Here is a 15,556-nt window from a genome sequence, read left to right as displayed (position 1 = left end):
CCACTCAGAGATAGGAAAGGAACAGACTGTCGAGCAACCGCGACCAGCCAGACACCAGCACAAACAGCAGCAGCTTGAGCGGCAGGGAAATGGTCATCGGCGAGACCATCTGCATACCCAACGCCAGCAACAGGTTGGAAACAATAAGGTCGATCACAATGAAGGGAATGTAGATCAGGAAACCGATCTCGAACCCCGCCTGCAATTGCGAAAGCACAAAGGCCGGGATCAGCAGGATAAGATCCTCACGCTGTACCTCCTGAGCCATTTTCGCAGGCCACAGACGTGCGGTATTGTCCAGCAGATGGGTCAGCACATCCGGGTCCACATTACGCAACATGAATGCACGCAAGGGGTTGATGGCCTCATTGCCGGTATGCAGAAACGTTTGCACGTTGCTCATGTCCAGAGGCGACGCCTTGATATTCTCGGCGATTTCGTACCCCACCGGCGCCATGATGAACAAGGTAGCCGCCAGAGCGATTCCGTTGATGGCCATGCTCGGAGGTACTTGCTGTACGCCGATGGCATTGCGGGTAATCATCAGCACAATCACGATTTTCAAGAAGGCTGTGCAGACCACCAACAGCATGGGCATCAACGACAGCGCGCCCAGAAATATCGCCAGGACGATCGGGTCCAGCCCTTGAAGTATCATCGACCGAACACCACTCGGGACAACTGCAACCCAAGGCGCCCGTCAACTTCCACCAACTGCCCCTGGCCGATGGGCCGATCGCCATAAAACAGACCCGCCATGCCTGGGGCGAAGCCGGTAATGCCCAGTACCGAGCCGGGCACGAGGTTACGCAACTCCCCCAGGGTCAGGTTCAGTGTTCCGCAGCGTACGCTCAGCGTCATGCTCAATTCATCGAACGGCTCGGGGCCGAATACGTCCATTACGGGTTCATCGTCTTCATGCCCCGCGTGATGAGGTACATCTAAATCTTCGTCCACAGACACGTCCTCGATAGAAGTAAGAGTGAAACGTAACCACCCTGTGTCATCGTCAATGCCGCCATGCAGGCGCTCTCTGCCGACCGACACATAGCCGCTGCCCCGGGCCTGAAAAAAGGTCTGTTCAAGCACCAGCACATCGCCAGCTCGCAGACTGCCGGCCTGTACAATCGGTAACCGCAACCGCCCAAGGGTCACGGCAATTGCCAGTTGAAACGACAACGGCAGCGGCGCAGCCGTGGCCCGCCAGGCCCCCGCCTCGTACAACGCCAAAAAGCTTTCGGGGCTCAACCACACATAACCCTCAACCCACGATGCCCCCAGGGTCACGGTGAGGCGACAGCCAAAGCCTTTTGGTCGCCCGGTGTGTAGCAATCGCACATAACCCAACAGCGCTCGCACTTCGGGGCTCAGGTAATACTGAAACAACGTCCAGAACCAGGAATCCGGTTCGTTGTCGGCCCCTGCAAGGGTCACCGGACATTCACCCAGCAGGCTAAGCAACGGCCCCGCCTTAGCGAGCGCCAGCACACCGCACTGCGTGTCGAAGCACACCACGTCACCGCCAACAGGCGCACGTCCAGGCTCAAGCCGCAATTCACCGGCCTGACCCGCAACATGGAACGGCAGGTACAGGCCGCGGCCCAGTTGGCGGCGCGCGGCAACCCCGTCGCTCTTGATCGAAGGTAATGTCAGTAGCGGTACGATCATGGGTTGCCGACGCTTGGCAGAAGCAGGCTGACCGGCAGACCCAACGCTTGCGTAAAACGGTCCTCACACTGTTGCCGTACGCCGCTGAGCCAGCGGGCCGTGGCGTCGTGTTCCGCTTCCAATTCAATGGCCCAGCCGCTCTGCTCTCGGCGCACGCTGGCGTTGATCCGTCCCAGGCGTGGCAAGTACAACACTGCCTGCAACGGCCACTGCGAACCGGCCAACACACGAGGCGTCAGTTGTTCGGCCAGCGCCTCGATCATGGCAATACCGGCCGCAGATTTTTTTCGCGACAAGGAGGCGCTCGTCCCTGCGCCCTCCCCATCACCCGCAAACAACCGCGTAAACAGTCGCCCTTGTTCCCACGCAACCATGCCCGCTGCTCCCGAGTCACGCTCTTCGCGGGGCTCACGCAGGGGGGGGCGTTCGGTGGGTTTATTCGCAACCTGGGTCATGTCGGCTCCTGTGCAAGCAAAAGTGATAGCTCCTGTAACTTTTCCACCTGCCGCAGGCATTCGGTGGCTTGCCTCTGGGCACTGCCAACGTGGTGTTCCTTTTCTTGCCGTTGGTTGCGCAGCGCCTCAAGCTGCCCCTCTTCGCGCTGGGTACTGGCGGATAAGGAGCGCTCCTGTGCGTTCCAGGATTTCAGGCCCGCCAAGGTCAAGAGCTGGCCCTGGTGCTGACTGAGCAACTCAGCACTTTGCCGGGCTTGCTCCTGCCGAGTGTGTTCAAGTGCATCCTGGGCCTGCTGGATATGCGCGAGCAGGGCCTGCTGCGCACGCTTGGCCTCACGCAGGGCACGTTCGGCACGATCAGCCCTGTGCCTGCGCAGGCAACGCAGCATCTGCACTTCACCGTGCAGCACATCAGAAGGGGACATAGGTCGTCAGCTCCTTGAGTTGCTCCAGCGTGACGGCCATCGGTGTCGGCTCACGCAAATCCTGGCGCAGGAAACCGTCCACCGCCTGGCGACTGTTCACGGCCAGGTCCGTCAACGCATCGCTGCCAGGCTGGTACTCGCCCAGCTTGAGCATCAACTCGATCTGCTGGTACGCCGATAACAACCGTCGCAACGCCGTGCCCGCCTGAATATCCTCTGGCGCCGCAACGTTGCTCAATATTCGTGAAAGGCTCGCCAACACATCCACCGCCGGATAGTGCCCACGCTCAGCCAATTTGCGCGACAGCACGATATGGCCGTCGAGCAATGAACGTACTTCATCGGCCACCGGATCGTTCATGGAGTCCTGCTCAATCAGCACTGTGTAGATCGCTGTGATCACGCCGTCACGGGTCAACCCGGCGCGCTCCACCAAGCGCGGCAGCAAGCTGTACACCGAAGGCGGCAGGCCTCCGCGCCCCAGGGGTTCGCCGGCAGCCAGGCCGATTTCACGCTGGGCCCTGGCGAAACGGGTCAGGGAATCGATCAGCAGCAACACCCGCTGGCCCTTGCGCCGAAAACCTTCAGCCAGTGCCGTGGCGGTAAAAGCGGCGCGGGCACGCTCCATGCTGGAGCGATCAGACGTGGCACACACCAGTACCGCTTTAGAGCGCAGTTGCTCATCGAGTTCATGGTCGAGAAACTCACGCAGCTCGCGCCCCCGCTCGCCGATCAAGCCGAACACGATGACATCGCATTCGACGTTACGGGCGATCTCGGCCAACAAGGTGGTTTTGCCACAACCGGCCCCGGCGAACAGACCGACACGCTGGCCTTCACCGAGCGTCATCAATCCATCGATGGACCGCACCCCGGTGGCCAGCGCACGGTTGATACGCGGCCGCTCGGTGGGCAAGGGCGCTTCACATAACACCGGGCTGGTATCCGGCAGTTCGGATTCGACAAATGCGCTGGCACCCTGGCCCGTAATCGGCCTTCCGAAACCGTCCAGAACCTGGCCCAGGAGCGCCTCGCTGACTTGCACTCTATGCGACACGCCCAGGCGCTCGACAGGCGCCCCCACGCGCACGCCTTCCAGGTTCCCAAGGGCACTGAGCACCGCATCCTGCTGATCAAAACCAATGATTTCAGCGAGCATGCAGTCACCCGGACCTTTTTCCACCTGGCACAAATCACCGATACGCGCCTGAGGCAGCCGGCACTGCAGCAGCATGCCGTTGACGCGCTGGATTCGCCCGCGCATGGACACCGGCGCAAAGCTGCCGAGCGCCTGGGCCTGGCGTTGCTGCCAGGCGTCCAGACGCGCTTGCTCGGAGGTACTCACCAGTGCACCTCGTAACGCTGTGCGCCATCAAAAACCACTTTGCTGTTGTCGATCAGCACCAGGCGCAAGCCGTCCACCTGATCCCCCAAAAAGAGCCGGCTACCCTCTTCCAGAACCACATGACCGTTAGGTCCGCCGACAATTTGCACGATCCTGAACGGCAAGGCGTCATCTCGCACACGTACACGACTGATCACCGGCACCATACTGTCGAATTGCTCACCAAAGCGGCTGAGCATCCGCGACACCAGCTCCACATCGTCCTGGGAAACATCGCCGTTGAGCACGACTTGACCGTTGATGACTTGCAGGTCGATCCGTTGGCTCAGCTCACGCTCGCCGAGCATTTTCAACAACTGCTGACGCACATCAAACGGTGAGGCCAATTCGTGTTTGCCAATCACCGATGGCATCAGGGAAGCCTGCGCGTCATGCTCCCCTGTCGAAACCATGCCCACCACTGCGATGACTACCGCCACCACCAGCATCAGGCTGATCAACCGCTTTTGCTGCGAGGGTGATATCGACGATAACGGCAGTGTCTGCACAGGTTGTTCCGGTGATGGCAATGCCGCAGATACCGGGGCCTCAGGCACAGGCTCAGGCCATGGATGATCTGCCAAGGCGACGCACAATCTCACGCTACCCACCAGAAAGGGCACGTTCAACGCCAGGCTCGGGATCTGCGCCAGGGCCTGGCCATCAGCCCCGTACACCAACTGCGCCTGGGCCTGCACCGACCAGTTAACGTCGCAAAACTGCAGCAGGGCATGATGCTCGGCGACCCCTGGATCGCTCAGCACCAGGTCAGCGTCCGGCTGGGCACCGATGCTCCATCGCTCGCCGAACAACGGCAACGCAGCGCCCTGGCGCAGCCCATCAAGCACGCGTAACTCATACATCATCGAGCCCTCCTTCGTACTGTCCATGGCTGCGAAATCATGCCGCTGCGCCACGCATCAATGCTTCCTGACCGAGGTCAATGCGCCCCAACACCTTGACCTTGGATGTGCTCCCCAACTCAGCGAAAGACAGCACCGGTACATGGTTGAACTCTTCGAGCAATAAAGTCCGCAAGGGGCTGCGCAAGTCCTGCGCCACCAACATCACGCTTTTGCTCTTGGCCCTCAAGGTAAAGGCCTGATTGAGCAGGTTGATAAACGCCGCGCTGTGATCCTGGTCCAACGCAAAGAACACCCCGGTCTGGGTCTGGCGCAGGGCTTCGCGCAGGATGTTTTCGCTTTGCGCAGACAACAGCCAGGCGTGCAGGCCGTCGGCCTCGCTGTACTGGTGATAGATCTGCGCCTTGAGAGCAATGCGTGCATAGTCGGCCAGGGCTTCCGGCTCACGCTCATGCTGTCCGTACTCGATCAGCGATTCGACAATCAGGCGCACCGCCCGCAGGGGGACACCTTCACTGGCCAGGCGCTGCAACACCGCAGAAAAACGCGACAGCGGCATGATGCGCTGCAGTTCCTGCACCAGTTCCGGCTGATTATGCTCAAGCCAACTCAGGATCGACTTGCTCTCCTGAATCCCCAGGAACTGTGGCCCGCTGAGCATCATCGCCTTTCGCATACGCTCCAGGATCAGGCTCGTGGCGGTGAAGCGCTCCAGTTGCGGATCATCAAGCAGCGGATCGTCAGGGGCCAACCAGAGCCAATCCTGTTCATCGCGCTCAGCCAACCCGGCGATGGCGTGCTCTGGCTCAACCTCAAGCGCCATGCGCTCAACGGCCATATGATTGACCACTGACGCCCTGACCATGGGGACTTCATGCACACAAAAGCGCATCTCATCGGGGGCCAGGGAGTCATCGAGCTCGACTTCGAACGGCGGCAATGTCAGGCCAATATTGGCGACCAGCGAATTTCGCGCCTGGCGAATCCCGTGAATCAGATTCGTCACTTCAGGCGTGCCACGCAGAACAGGGGAAAACTGCAACAGGTAAGGGCGCGACGGGTCAAAGCCGCGCAAGTCCTCTTTACCGTTCTCTTCAGGGCGAACGACTTCGGCGGCCTCGTTGGAAGGCTCTGCCTGGTGTTGGCGCTGGCGCACCAGGTAGTAACCCACGCTGCCGGTGATCAGCGCGATCAGGATAAATACCAGGGTAGGCATGCCAGGGACCGCGGCAAACGCAAGCATTCCCACCGAGGCTATCACCCAACTCTTGGGCTCGCTGGTCATTTGCCGGGCAATTTCGACGCCCATGTTACTGACGCCTTTGCGTCCATCCGGCGCAACACGGGTGATGATCATGCCCGCAGTCAAAGAGATCAGCAGCGCCGGAATCTGTGCAATCAGGCCATCGCCGATCGTCAGTACCGAATACAACGCCATCGAATCGCCTGCGCTCAAGCCGTGCTGGAACATTCCTGTGGAGAAGCCGCCCAACAGGTTGACCACGACGATGATCAAGCCGGCGATAGCGTCGCCCTTGACGAACTTCATGGCCCCATCCATGGCCCCGAACAGTTGGCTCTCACGCGACAACTGCTCACGCTTGTCCCTCGCTTGCATGCCGTCAATCAGCCCTGCACGCAGATCGCTATCGATAGACATCTGTTTGCCCGGCATCGCATCCAGGCTGAACCGCGCCGCCACCTCGGCGACCCGCTCCGAGCCCTTGGTGATCACCAGGAAGTTGACCAGGGTCAGGATCAGAAAGATCACCATCCCTACCGCCAGGTTTCCCCCCACCACGAAATTGCCGAAGGCCTCGACGATGTCACCGGCGTCCTGTTCCAGCAGGATCAAGCGCGTGGTCGCAATCGACAGCGCCAAACGAAACATGGTGGTCAGCAACAGGATCGATGGGAACGATGAGAACGCCAGAGGGCCTGGTAGATAAAGCGCCAGTACGATCAACAGGCAAGATATGCAGATATTGAGCGCAATCAGAATATCTACCAGCCAGGTCGGCAGTGGCACGATAAAGATAAAGACAATGGCCATGACCACCACGGCGCCCAGCACTTCTGCGCGCTGTGCCACTTTGAGCAGCAAGCCGTTGATGGTCGACAGCAGGGTCACGTCATAACCCCGGCCAACTCAGGAAAACGCTGGGTACCACCGTCGATCCGGTTCAGCTCGTCCATCACCGCTACAAACCTGAACAAGGTTTCCTCGCGGACTCTACTGTCAGACCATAATGCCAACGGTAACTGCCGGATAAGAGGGTAAAGCGCGTTGAGAGCGGCCAGTTGCCTGGAGGGTGATCCACTCCCCATCTCATTCCCCAACCGCAGGATTTCATCGGCGGCGATGCCGCTATCGGCGTATCCAAGCAGGCGCTGCAGCAGGGAAACGGCGTCATGATCGATGCCCAGTCGCAGGTTGAACGCCAGGCAATCGGCCAATACGGTGCCCAACTGCCCGCAACTTCGCAGGCCCAGCAGCACAGAGCGCAACAGTGGGGTGGGCATCGATGACACCCGGGCCGCGATATCGTCTGCCAAGGCTTTACGCATCACATTGAGCCCTTCATAGAAGCGCTCGCCGCCGTATACGCCCAGCAGAGCTTGCATCATGGTCGCCAGCGATTGGCGCGTGACCACGCTGGCATAGTAGAGCGCGCGGAGCGCCTGGCGTTCCTGCGGGTCCGCGCCGGCTGCTTGCAATGCTACGGCAATGTTCAGGCCAGCCTGGATTTCTCCCTTGAAACGCGCCTCGAATTTGGCAATGGCTGCGCGGGCCAAGGCAGCCTCGGATTTACGCAGTTCAGCGTCCGCCTGGCCTGCCACGTGCTTGAGGACCACGAACGCACGCGCCGGGTCGCCGCCTGTGAGGTCGAGCAATTTGTCGACGCTGGCGTTTTGCAGTAACTGCATCCTGATGCGGCGAGAAACCGAGGCCATGCTCGCCTGGGCCGGATGCCCTAACTGGTCATAAAGCTGCACCAGTTGTTCCGCAGCAGGCACGCGCTGGGCCATCTGCCGCTGGGCCAGCGGAAGTTTATTGAGCTCTACTTCCTGATTGAACAGTTGGGCCAGTTCATCAACACCCTTCGCAGGCGCAGGCACGGCAGTATTGCTGATAACAGGTTGATCCAGGCGTTGGACCGTTGGCACATCGTTGCGCGATTCGACTTTCATGGACAGGCCAGTTCAGGAAGAGTGTGTCTCTGTGTGGCAAAGCCTCCCCATACGGTTCCATTGAAATTCGAGACGACGGCACGTTTGAAAATACTTGCACGGACCTCTAATCCTCACGTGCAAAAGCCTGCGTAAAAAAGCATCAATTCAAGATATTTATATATATAAATTAAGTAGTTACGTGATTTTTTCTGTTTGGCACAAGCAGTGCAATCGGGTTCCTGTCGATACGTTTCGACTGCGTCTACCTTAAGGAAAAAATCATGAATATTCCTATTGAAGCCTTAGTTCACCTTGGTGGCAATTCGCCTCAATTCATGCTTCATCTGACGGACGATCAACAGAAAAAGCTTCGCCGCTTTATTCATAAACGCGTGCTTAACCCGGAAGATGCGGATGATCTTTTGCAATTGACCTACCTGGAAGCCTGGCGTAATCGCGAACGTTTCAGCGGCACCGCAACGCTCAGCACCTGGATGTGCGGCATCGCGCAGAACCTGATCCGCAATCACTTTCGGCGCCTGTATGCCAAACCCGCACATTGCGAATTCGATGAGTCGCTGTGGCATGGCCAGGAAGACACCCACAGTCTGGATTGGGAGTTTGAGATCAACCGGCGCCTGGAAAATACCCTGAGCGCTATCGATCACTTGCCGACCGAGATGCGCAAGACGCTGTACGCTTCACTGGAAACCGACGGTAGCTATCAGGACACCGCCGACGTACTGGACATCCCTATCGGCACCGTGCGCTCGCGCCTGTCACGGGCACGCGAACAGCTCAAGCGCGTGACCCACACCCCCCTGCATCGCTAAGCTGAATTAGCCGGGCAAGCGTTGGGCGACAGGGATATCTGCCCAACACTGTCAGACTTGGCCTGATAGACGCCAATGCTCTGCATCTGCCCCCCGCTACAGAGCGCATCCGCCAGCGAGCCTCCCTGCCGCCTGTCACCCAAAGCAGCGTTTTCGGTTAAACGGTTGAAAGCGTAGAAAAAAACTCAACAAAAAGACTTGACGCATTGCCGTTCCGAGCGAATAATGCGCGCCACTTGGCTACATAGCTCAGTTGGTTAGAGCATAGCATTCATAATGCTGGGGTCCGGGGTTCAAGTCCCTGTGTAGCCACCAAGTACTAAAAACGGCTTACCGAAAGGTAGGCCGTTTTTTTGTGCGCGTAAAAAACTCCCCAACTGTATTTTGACGCCCCCCACCCCCACTGTTAGTGTCCAGCCTCCCTAAAATGCGGAGTGCCCCGATGAAACTGGACATCTACCAAGTCGACGCTTTCAGCCAATACCCCTTCGGCGGCAACCCGGCGGCGGTGTGCCCGCTCACCGAATGGTTGCCCGACGAGCAACTGCAGAGTATCGCGGCTGAAAACAACCTCTCGGAAACCGCGTTTTTTGTACCCCGTGGCGAGTTCTACGAGCTGCGCTGGCTCACCCCCGAAGTCGAGGTAGACCTGTGCGGCCATGCCACCTTGGCGGCGGCCTGGGTATTGATTCATATGCTGGCCGATGCGCCGCAAGTGCTGCGCTTTGCCACGCGTAGCGGCGAGTTGCGGGTGACGCGCAATGGCGATGAACTGGCGATGGATTTCCCGGCCAAACAGCCGCAACGCTGCGAGCCACCGGCTGGAATGTTGAGCGCACTGGGCATTGAAACTGCTGAGGTGTCTGGCACCGATGACTACATCGTGCTGGTGGAAAATGAAGCGCAGGTGGCGGCACTGACACCGGATTTCGCACGACTCAAGGGCCTGTCCAAACGTGGGATTGCAGTCACCGCCAAAAGCACACAGTTTGATTTTGTCTCACGCTGGTTCGGCCCGAATGTGGGGGTCAATGAAGACCCGGTCACCGGCTCGGCGCACACCTCGCTGGCACCGTTCTGGGCCGAGCGCCTGGGCAAGTTGCAGCTGACCGCCGAGCAAGGCGGCCAGCGCAAGGGCCAGTTGCGCTGTGAACTCAAGGGCGACCGCGTGATTATCTCCGGCAAGGCGGTGCTGTATATGCAAGGCACGATTTATCTGTAAAACGCAATTCCCGAAGGACAACAGATCATTCTCAAAATGAACGGAGTTCAGCGCGTGCTTTTGACTTCCCGCCGTCAGTTGACGGTCATCGCAGCAGCCCTGGCCCTTGCGGCCTGCCACACGTCTGTCACCGAACAGCCACCGGCACCGGAGTTGGGTTCGGGCTATCGCACTGACCTGAGTACCCGCCACGCCGAGCACCATATGGCCGCCGCTGCCAACCCGTTGGCTGCCGAAGCCGGACGCGAGATGTTGCGCCAAGGCGGTTCGGCCATCGACGCGGCGATTGCGATGCAAGCGGTGCTGACCCTGGTAGAGCCACAGTCTTCCGGCATTGGTGGCGGTGCGTTCATCATGCTATGGGATGGCAAAAACGTGCAGGCCTACGATGGCCGCGAGACCGCACCGGCGGGGGCGACCGAGCGCTTGTTCCTGAAGGCCGACGGCACGCCGATGGCGTTCACCGATGCGCAAATTGGCGGGCGCTCTGTCGGCACGCCGGGTGTATTACGCGCACTGGAAATGGCGCACAAGAAGAGCGGCCATCTGCAATGGGCCAAGCTGTTCGAGCCGGCGATCCGCCTGTCGGAGCAGGGCTTTGCCATTTCACCGCGCTTGCATAGCTTGATCGCGGCGGATCGCTTTATTGTGCAATCGCCCGAGATGGCGGCGTACTTCCTGAATGCCGATGGCTCGCCCAAAGCCACCGGCACGCTGTTGAAAAACCCGGCGCTGGCCGCGGTATTCAAGCGCATCGCCAAGGAAGGGCCGGATGCGCTGTACCACGGGGCGATTGCCGATGAGATCGCACGCAAGGTGCAGGGCAATCACAATGCCGGCAGCTTGTCCGTAGCCGACCTCAAGGGCTACAGCGCCAAGGAGCGCGCCCCACTGTGCACCGACTACAAACAATGGAAAATCTGCGGGATGCCGCCGCCCTCCTCTGGCGGGATTGCCGTGGCGCAGATCCTTGGCACCTTGCAGGCGCTGCAGACCCGCGACCCGCGCCTGGCGATCGCGCCGATGACCCCGAACAAGAGTACTTCGCCGGCCGGGCTTGAACCGACACCCGAGGCCGTGCACCTGATCGCCGAAGCCGGGCGCCTGGCCTTTGCCGATCGCGCCCTGTATGTGGCCGATGCAGACTTCACCCCCGTGCCGGTTGCCGGCCTTGTTGCACCCAACTACCTGGCCCGGCGCGCCGCGCTGATCGGCGAGCGCAGCATGGGGGTCGCCAAGCCTGGCCAACCGGAGGGCGTTCAAGTGGCGTATGCACCGGATCGCTCGCCGCTGCGCATCTCCACCTCGCAAGTGGTGGCGGTGGACGACCAGGGTGGCGCGGTGTCGATGACCACCACCGTGGAAGCGGCGTTCGGCTCCCACGTGATGGTCCAGGGCTTTTTGCTCAACAACCAGATGACCGATTTCTCGTTCATCCCCGAAGAAAACGGCCAGCCTGTGGCCAACCGCGTGCAACCCGGCAAGCGCCCGCGCTCGGCCATGGCTCCAACCCTGGTGTTCGATCGCAACAGTGGTGAGTTGCTGGCCACCGTGGGCTCCCCGGGCGGTTCGCAGATCATCGAGTACGTGACCAAATCCCTGGTGGCCATGCTCGACTGGAAGCTCGACCCGCAAGCGGCCATCAGCCTGCCGAATTTCGGCAGCCGCAATGGCGCAACTGAGTTGGAAACCGGCCTGTTCAGCCCAGCGCTCAAACAAGCGCTCAAGGACAAGGGCCATGCCCTGAGCGAGATCGATATGACCAGCGGCGTACAGGCCATCGTGCGCACGCGGGATGCCCAGGGCAAGGTGTCGCTGAGCGGCGGCGCCGACCCTCGGCGTGAAGGCGAGGCGTTGGGCGACTAGGGTGTTTTGATCAAAGGAGAATGCACGGTGAACAAAGCCCATAACCTCAATGCCCTCCCCGGCGTGGATCACGGTTTTTGCTCGATTGACGATCCGCTGCGCCCCGATGACGTGTTTATTTGCAAACAGGTGCACAGCGCGTCAGTGATCGAGTGGCAGCCGGGTCAGCCGGCCAACACGATTGAGGCTGACGGGGTGTTCACCCGGAGCCGGCAGCCAATTGCGGTCATTACGGCCGACTGTTTGCCCATCCTGATCGCAGGCGGTGATTTAGTGGCCGCCATTCATGGCGGCTGGAAGGGCCTGCAACGCGGGATTATCGGCAATGCCGTGCAGCGTTTTATCGATGAAGGCATTAGCGCGGCCCAGTTGCGGGTGGCAATTGGGCCGTCGATCAAGCCTTGCTGCTATGAGGTGAGTGAAACGTTCATTGCCCAGTTCCAAGCGGATCAAGGCCACCTATGGGAGGACAGCCAGGCGCCCTGGAGCATTGAGCAACCGACACCGCTACAAGCTCCGCACATTACACCGCCCCACGCCAGGCAAGCGGGAAGTGCCTGGTTTGACTTGAGCGGGTATGGGCTGCTGTTGCTGCAAGCGGCGGGGGTCAAGCGCGAGCAGATCGAGGTGAGTGACGTGTGCACTTATTGCACGTCGCCGACGTTTGCCAGCTATCGCAGGAGGACGCATCACTTGGAGGAGCCGAAGACGTTGATCTATTCGTGGATTGCTCGTACACGCTAACGATCAGCGATTGCTCTTCAACCCCTTGCGTCCCGCATGTCGCTCCAACGCCAACTCAATCAACCGGCTCACCAACTCGCTGTAGCTCATGCCCGCCGCCTGCCACAGCTTGGGGTACATGCTGATGCGGGTAAAACCAGGCAGTGAGTTGATCTCGTTGATCAGGACTTCGCCCTCATTCGTCAGGAACACATCCACCCGCGCCAGCCCTGCGCAACCCAACACCTCAAAGGCGTCAACGGCCAAGCTGCGAATTCGCTCGCTGGCTTCACGGCTGATAGCCGCAGGCACCACCACTTGGGCGGCCTGATCGTCGATGTATTTGCTGTCGTAGGAATAAAAGCCGTTGCTCACCACGATCTCGCCACAACCGCTGGCGATGGGGTGGTCATTGCCCAACACGGCGCATTCGATTTCACGGCCCTGGACGGCGGACTCCACCAACACTTTCTCATCAAAACCCAACGCCAGCTCAACCGCAGCGTGGTACTCAGCTTCGCTGCCGACTTTGCTCACGCCCACTGAGGAGCCCTGGTTGGCGGGCTTGACGAACATCGGCACGCCGAGCTTGTTCGCCGCCGCTTCAAAGGAAGTGCGCGCCGCGTTGCCACGGGTGAGGGTGATGAACGGCGTGACGGCAATACCGGCGTCACGCAGCAGGCGCTTGCTGATGTCTTTGTCCATGCACACGGCCGAGCCGAGCACGTCGGAGCCGACGAAAGGCAAGTCGGCCATACGCAGCAAACCTTGCAGGCAACCGTCTTCGCCGAGGGTGCCATGGACAATGGGGAAGATCACATCGATGTGTTCCAGCAAGCCCTGCCCGGAGGTTTCCACCACTTGCTGGCTGGCCTTGCCCGGCACCACCGCCAATTCACGGTTGGATTGGTTCAGGGCGATCAGCGCCGGGTTTTCCTGGTTGATCAGGAAGTTCGACGTGTCGTTGAGGTGCCAGTGACCGGCCTTGTCGATACCGATCAGGATGGGCTCGTAGCGCGAACGGTCGAGGGCATCGACGATGTTGCGCGCCGATTGCAGCGAGACCTCATGCTCAGCCGAACGGCCACCAAAAATAATACCTACCCGCACCTTGCTCATGACCTGGCCTCACTGTTGAAAGTAAGGCTTCTTACCACGGGTAGTCAGCGGTTCGCCACCAGATGCGCCCCGAACAACAGATAGCAACTGCCGGCAAAGCGGTCGAGCCACTTGCGCGAACGACTGTAGAGGTTGGCCATGCGCTCGCTGGAAAACACCAAGGCTACGCTGGAATACCAACTGAACGACAACGTAGCCATGGTGATGACCGCCAAGGTCAGCAACGTCGGCGAGGGTGAGGGCGGCATGGTCGAGGCGAAGGCCGTGGCGACGAACAGAGCGGCCTTGGGGTTGGACAAATTGCCGAGAAAACCGAAACGCCATGCGGAAAACAACGAGCGTCGCGGCTCATCGGGCAACACCGCCTGCCCCGTTGTCGGCGCCGAGCGCTTGAACAGCTTTAGCCCAAGGTAGATCAGGTAGCAACCGCCGATGATCTTGAACGCCAGGTACAACATGGGCGCGGCGGTAAACAGCGACTTGATACCCAGGCCACCTGCCAGCCCCCAAATAATCGTGCCCGTCGCTACGCCCGCCGACGCCACTACACCGTGACGTCGCGAACAACTGGCGGCCAACTGCGCCGTATTGAAGAAGTTGGGGCCGGGGGTCACCACGGCGATCGTCCACAGCAGCGCGAGCGAGACCAGCGGCGCCACATAGGCAGGGTTGAAAACATCCATGGAGGGTTCACCAGCGCAGTAGACGAACAGCGATCATAGGCCCCGCCCAACGCCTGCACAATCGTACAAGACCCCAGGCAGACAACCGCGGCAGACTCGGTTAACGTGTTCCCACCTCCTTCTGTGACAAGTCACCATGGGCAAACCCACCCACTCCCTCGACTGGCTGCACCGCGCCCCGCACGCCAGTGGCCTGGACCGTATCGAGGCGTACTTTGCCGGTTTCGCATTCGACCCCCATCGCCATGACACCTACGCCATCGGGCGCACGTTGTTCGGCGTGCAGAGTTTTCATTATCGCGGTGGCATGACCCACAGCATGCCTGGCACCACCATGGTGATTCACCCGGACGAAACCCACGACGGCCGTGCCGGCAGCGATGAAGGCTTCAAGTACCGGATGATTTATGTGGAGCCGGCGCTAATCCAGCAGATCCTCGGCGGCAAACCCTTGCCTTTCATTCCCGGCGGCCTGTCCACCGACCCTCGGCTGCACCGCGCCAGCGAAGTGTTGTTGCAAAGCCTGGATTGCCCGATTGACCCGATGCAAGAGCAGGACGCCATGTTCGACCTGGCCCAGGCGCTGAGCGAGGCATCCGGTGCCGTCGTCAGCCGTAAATCCTTCAACTACGTGGCCGCCGAACGCGCCCGTGAATTTATCCACAGCGCCCTGGGCCGCAGCATCACCCTGGATGAAATAGCCGACCATGCCGACCGCGACCGCTGGGCGTTATCGCGGGATTTTCGCTTGTTGTTCGGCACCAGCCCCTACCGCTACCTGACCATGCGCAGGCTGGACCTGGTGCGCCACTTGTTGGCCCAGGGCCAATCGTTGGTGGATGCGGCCATGACCGCAGGCTTCACCGACCAAAGCCACATGACCCGGCAATTTCGCAGCACCTACGGCATGCCGCCGTCGCGTTGGGTAAAGATGCTCGGACGCTGATCCAAGACTTGGAATGCATTCAATGTGGGAGGGGGCTTGCTCCCGATAGCGGTGTATCAGCGACAAATATATTGACTGACACACCATTATCGGGAGCAAGCCCCCTCCCACATTTTGAATGTAGTGGTGTTGCTGGCATTTGGTCATGGTTTGTAAAGGGCCAGCAAGCTGTGTCCCTTTAAATTGCAGGACGTT

Annotated in this window: 15 protein-coding genes and 1 tRNA gene; 6 read left to right on the top strand and 10 right to left on the bottom strand. The window is 60.0% G+C overall.

What is annotated here, in order from left to right; all coding sequences use genetic code 11:
* Positions 1 to 4: 4 nt before the first annotated feature.
* From sctR to FW800_RS21855, 8 genes are read right to left on the bottom strand one after another with little or no spacing between them, the layout of a single operon-like run.
* The gene (gene sctR, locus FW800_RS21890; RefSeq protein ID WP_078820229.1) at positions 5 to 658 is read right to left on the bottom strand and encodes a type III secretion system export apparatus subunit SctR; all 654 of its coding nucleotides are present in this window, start codon (positions 656 to 658) and stop codon (positions 5 to 7) included.
* The gene (locus FW800_RS21885) at positions 655 to 1,668 is read right to left on the bottom strand and encodes a FliM/FliN family flagellar motor switch protein (protein WP_446438457.1); all 1,014 of its coding nucleotides are present in this window, start codon (positions 1,666 to 1,668) and stop codon (positions 655 to 657) included. Before FW800_RS21885 ends, sctR begins: the two co-directional genes overlap by 4 nt.
* Complete coding sequence (locus FW800_RS21880; RefSeq protein ID WP_078820228.1) at positions 1,665 to 2,123, bottom strand: type III secretion system HrpP C-terminal domain-containing protein; 459 nt, start codon at positions 2,121 to 2,123, stop codon at positions 1,665 to 1,667. Before FW800_RS21880 ends, FW800_RS21885 begins: the two co-directional genes overlap by 4 nt.
* Positions 2,120 to 2,548 carry a type III secretion system stalk subunit SctO gene (sctO, locus tag FW800_RS21875; RefSeq protein WP_032878023.1) on the bottom strand — a complete coding sequence of 143 codons (429 nt, stop codon included), beginning with the start codon at positions 2,546 to 2,548 and terminating at the stop codon, positions 2,120 to 2,122. The genes FW800_RS21880 and sctO overlap by 4 nt, the downstream gene beginning before the upstream one ends.
* Entirely contained in the window at positions 2,535 to 3,893 is a 1,359-nt protein-coding gene (locus tag FW800_RS21870; RefSeq protein WP_005784571.1) for a FliI/YscN family ATPase, read from the bottom strand. Before FW800_RS21870 ends, sctO begins: the two co-directional genes overlap by 14 nt.
* Positions 3,890 to 4,795: an FHA domain-containing protein gene (locus tag FW800_RS21865; protein WP_032881120.1), complete on the bottom strand. Its 906-nt coding sequence runs from the start codon at positions 4,793 to 4,795 to the stop codon at positions 3,890 to 3,892. Before FW800_RS21865 ends, FW800_RS21870 begins: the two co-directional genes overlap by 4 nt.
* A gap of 37 nt (positions 4,796 to 4,832) precedes the next feature.
* On the bottom strand, positions 4,833 to 6,926 hold the full coding sequence (gene sctV, locus FW800_RS21860; RefSeq protein ID WP_446438456.1) for a type III secretion system export apparatus subunit SctV: 2,094 nt from the start codon (positions 6,924 to 6,926) through the stop codon (positions 4,833 to 4,835).
* The gene (locus tag FW800_RS21855) at positions 6,923 to 7,987 is read right to left on the bottom strand and encodes a TyeA family type III secretion system gatekeeper subunit (protein WP_078820226.1); all 1,065 of its coding nucleotides are present in this window, start codon (positions 7,985 to 7,987) and stop codon (positions 6,923 to 6,925) included. The genes sctV and FW800_RS21855 overlap by 4 nt, the downstream gene beginning before the upstream one ends.
* A 263-nt stretch (positions 7,988 to 8,250) precedes the next feature.
* On the opposite strand from FW800_RS21855, the gene FW800_RS21850 reads away from it, so the two are divergent.
* The 5 genes from FW800_RS21850 (at position 8,251) to FW800_RS21830 (ending at position 12,634) form a co-directional block, all read left to right on the top strand.
* A complete protein-coding gene (locus FW800_RS21850) occupies positions 8,251 to 8,802 on the top strand; it encodes an RNA polymerase sigma factor (protein WP_078820225.1) in 552 nt (183 codons plus the stop codon).
* Between the two features lie 238 nt (positions 8,803 to 9,040).
* Positions 9,041 to 9,117: transfer RNA gene (locus tag FW800_RS21845), tRNA-Met, on the top strand.
* Between the two features lie 127 nt (positions 9,118 to 9,244).
* On the top strand, positions 9,245 to 10,024 hold the full coding sequence (locus tag FW800_RS21840; protein ID WP_446438455.1) for a PhzF family phenazine biosynthesis protein: 780 nt from the start codon (positions 9,245 to 9,247) through the stop codon (positions 10,022 to 10,024).
* Between the two features lie 36 nt (positions 10,025 to 10,060).
* Positions 10,061 to 11,890, top strand: a complete 1,830-nt coding sequence (gene ggt, locus FW800_RS21835; RefSeq protein WP_446438454.1) for a gamma-glutamyltransferase — start codon at positions 10,061 to 10,063, stop codon at positions 11,888 to 11,890.
* Positions 11,891 to 11,917: 27 nt separating this feature from the next.
* Positions 11,918 to 12,634: a polyphenol oxidase family protein gene (locus tag FW800_RS21830; RefSeq protein WP_446438453.1), complete on the top strand. Its 717-nt coding sequence runs from the start codon at positions 11,918 to 11,920 to the stop codon at positions 12,632 to 12,634.
* Between the two features lie 3 nt (positions 12,635 to 12,637).
* Here the strand turns inward: FW800_RS21830 and ddlA are convergent, their stop codons facing one another.
* Together ddlA and FW800_RS21820 are read right to left on the bottom strand one after the other, a co-directional pair.
* The gene (gene ddlA / locus FW800_RS21825) at positions 12,638 to 13,732 is read right to left on the bottom strand and encodes a D-alanine--D-alanine ligase (RefSeq protein WP_446438452.1); all 1,095 of its coding nucleotides are present in this window, start codon (positions 13,730 to 13,732) and stop codon (positions 12,638 to 12,640) included.
* A 44-nt stretch (positions 13,733 to 13,776) separates the two neighbouring features.
* The gene (locus FW800_RS21820) at positions 13,777 to 14,415 is read right to left on the bottom strand and encodes a LysE family translocator (RefSeq protein WP_446438451.1); all 639 of its coding nucleotides are present in this window, start codon (positions 14,413 to 14,415) and stop codon (positions 13,777 to 13,779) included.
* 136 nt (positions 14,416 to 14,551) lie between these two features.
* Here FW800_RS21820 and FW800_RS21815 point away from each other — a divergent pair, with 136 nt between their 5' ends.
* Entirely contained in the window at positions 14,552 to 15,361 is an 810-nt protein-coding gene (locus FW800_RS21815; protein WP_446438450.1) for an AraC family transcriptional regulator, read from the top strand.
* The last annotated feature ends 195 nt before the right edge of the window (positions 15,362 to 15,556 follow it).

Source organism: Pseudomonas sp. 910_23 (assembly GCF_052850795.1).
Note: the sequence above shows the minus strand (reverse complement) of the source record. Positions and strands in the feature narration are given on the sequence as shown.

What these genes read in the sequence shown, in the direction of transcription:
- sctR (WP_078820229.1), bottom strand. Translation starts at nt 658, where the DNA reads ATGATACTTCAAGGGCTGGACCCGATCGTCCTGGCGATATTTCTGGGC.
- FW800_RS21885 (WP_446438457.1), bottom strand. Translation starts at nt 1,668, where the DNA reads ATGATCGTACCGCTACTGACATTACCTTCGATCAAGAGCGACGGGGTT.
- FW800_RS21880 (WP_078820228.1), bottom strand. Translation starts at nt 2,123, where the DNA reads ATGACCCAGGTTGCGAATAAACCCACCGAACGCCCCCCCCTGCGTGAG.
- sctO (WP_032878023.1), bottom strand. Translation starts at nt 2,548, where the DNA reads ATGTCCCCTTCTGATGTGCTGCACGGTGAAGTGCAGATGCTGCGTTGC.
- FW800_RS21865 (WP_032881120.1), bottom strand. Translation starts at nt 4,795, where the DNA reads ATGTATGAGTTACGCGTGCTTGATGGGCTGCGCCAGGGCGCTGCGTTG.
- FW800_RS21855 (WP_078820226.1), bottom strand. Translation starts at nt 7,987, where the DNA reads ATGAAAGTCGAATCGCGCAACGATGTGCCAACGGTCCAACGCCTGGAT.
- FW800_RS21850 (WP_078820225.1), top strand. Translation starts at nt 8,251, where the DNA reads ATGAATATTCCTATTGAAGCCTTAGTTCACCTTGGTGGCAATTCGCCT.
- FW800_RS21840 (WP_446438455.1), top strand. Translation starts at nt 9,245, where the DNA reads ATGAAACTGGACATCTACCAAGTCGACGCTTTCAGCCAATACCCCTTC.
- ggt (WP_446438454.1), top strand. Translation starts at nt 10,061, where the DNA reads ATGAACGGAGTTCAGCGCGTGCTTTTGACTTCCCGCCGTCAGTTGACG.
- ddlA (WP_446438452.1), bottom strand. Translation starts at nt 13,732, where the DNA reads ATGAGCAAGGTGCGGGTAGGTATTATTTTTGGTGGCCGTTCGGCTGAG.
- FW800_RS21820 (WP_446438451.1), bottom strand. Translation starts at nt 14,415, where the DNA reads ATGGATGTTTTCAACCCTGCCTATGTGGCGCCGCTGGTCTCGCTCGCG.
- FW800_RS21815 (WP_446438450.1), top strand. Translation starts at nt 14,552, where the DNA reads ATGGGCAAACCCACCCACTCCCTCGACTGGCTGCACCGCGCCCCGCAC.